The sequence below is a fragment of the Paenibacillus apis genome (assembly GCF_018333295.1).
GTDB lineage: Bacteria > Bacillota > Bacilli > Paenibacillales > Paenibacillaceae > Fontibacillus > Fontibacillus antibioticophila.
Genome location: NZ_BORS01000071.1, coordinates 1 through 283, shown reverse-complemented (window position 1 = coordinate 283; position 283 = coordinate 1). Strand labels below are relative to the sequence as shown.

Below are 283 nucleotides of genomic sequence, written 5' to 3'. Positions count from 1 at the left end.
AATCCCACAATTATTGATTATGGGTTAGATGGTGGGCCCTAGTGGACTCGAACCACCGACCTCACCCTTATCAGGGGTGCGCTCTAACCAACTGAGCTAAGGGCCCATAATCGGGATATTTAATTGCGAACCCATAAAGGGATGCGCTTGGCAACGTCCTACTCTCCCAGGACCCTTCGGTCCAAGTACCATCGGCGCTGGAGGGCTTAACGGTCGTGTTCGGGATGGGTACGCGTGGAACCCCTCCGCCATCGTCACCAAACGCGCGAGAGTTGAACTCTCA

Annotated in this window: 1 tRNA gene and 1 rRNA gene; both read right to left on the bottom strand. The window is 54.8% G+C overall.

Annotation, left to right across the window (positions count from 1 at the left end):
• Nucleotides 1–29: 29 nt before the first annotated feature.
• Nucleotides 30–106 (bottom strand) — tRNA-Ile (locus KI362_RS25375).
• A gap of 39 nt (nucleotides 107–145) precedes the next feature.
• A 5S ribosomal RNA gene (rrf, locus tag KI362_RS25370) occupies nucleotides 146–262 on the bottom strand.
• Between the last annotated feature and the right edge of the window lie 21 nt (nucleotides 263–283).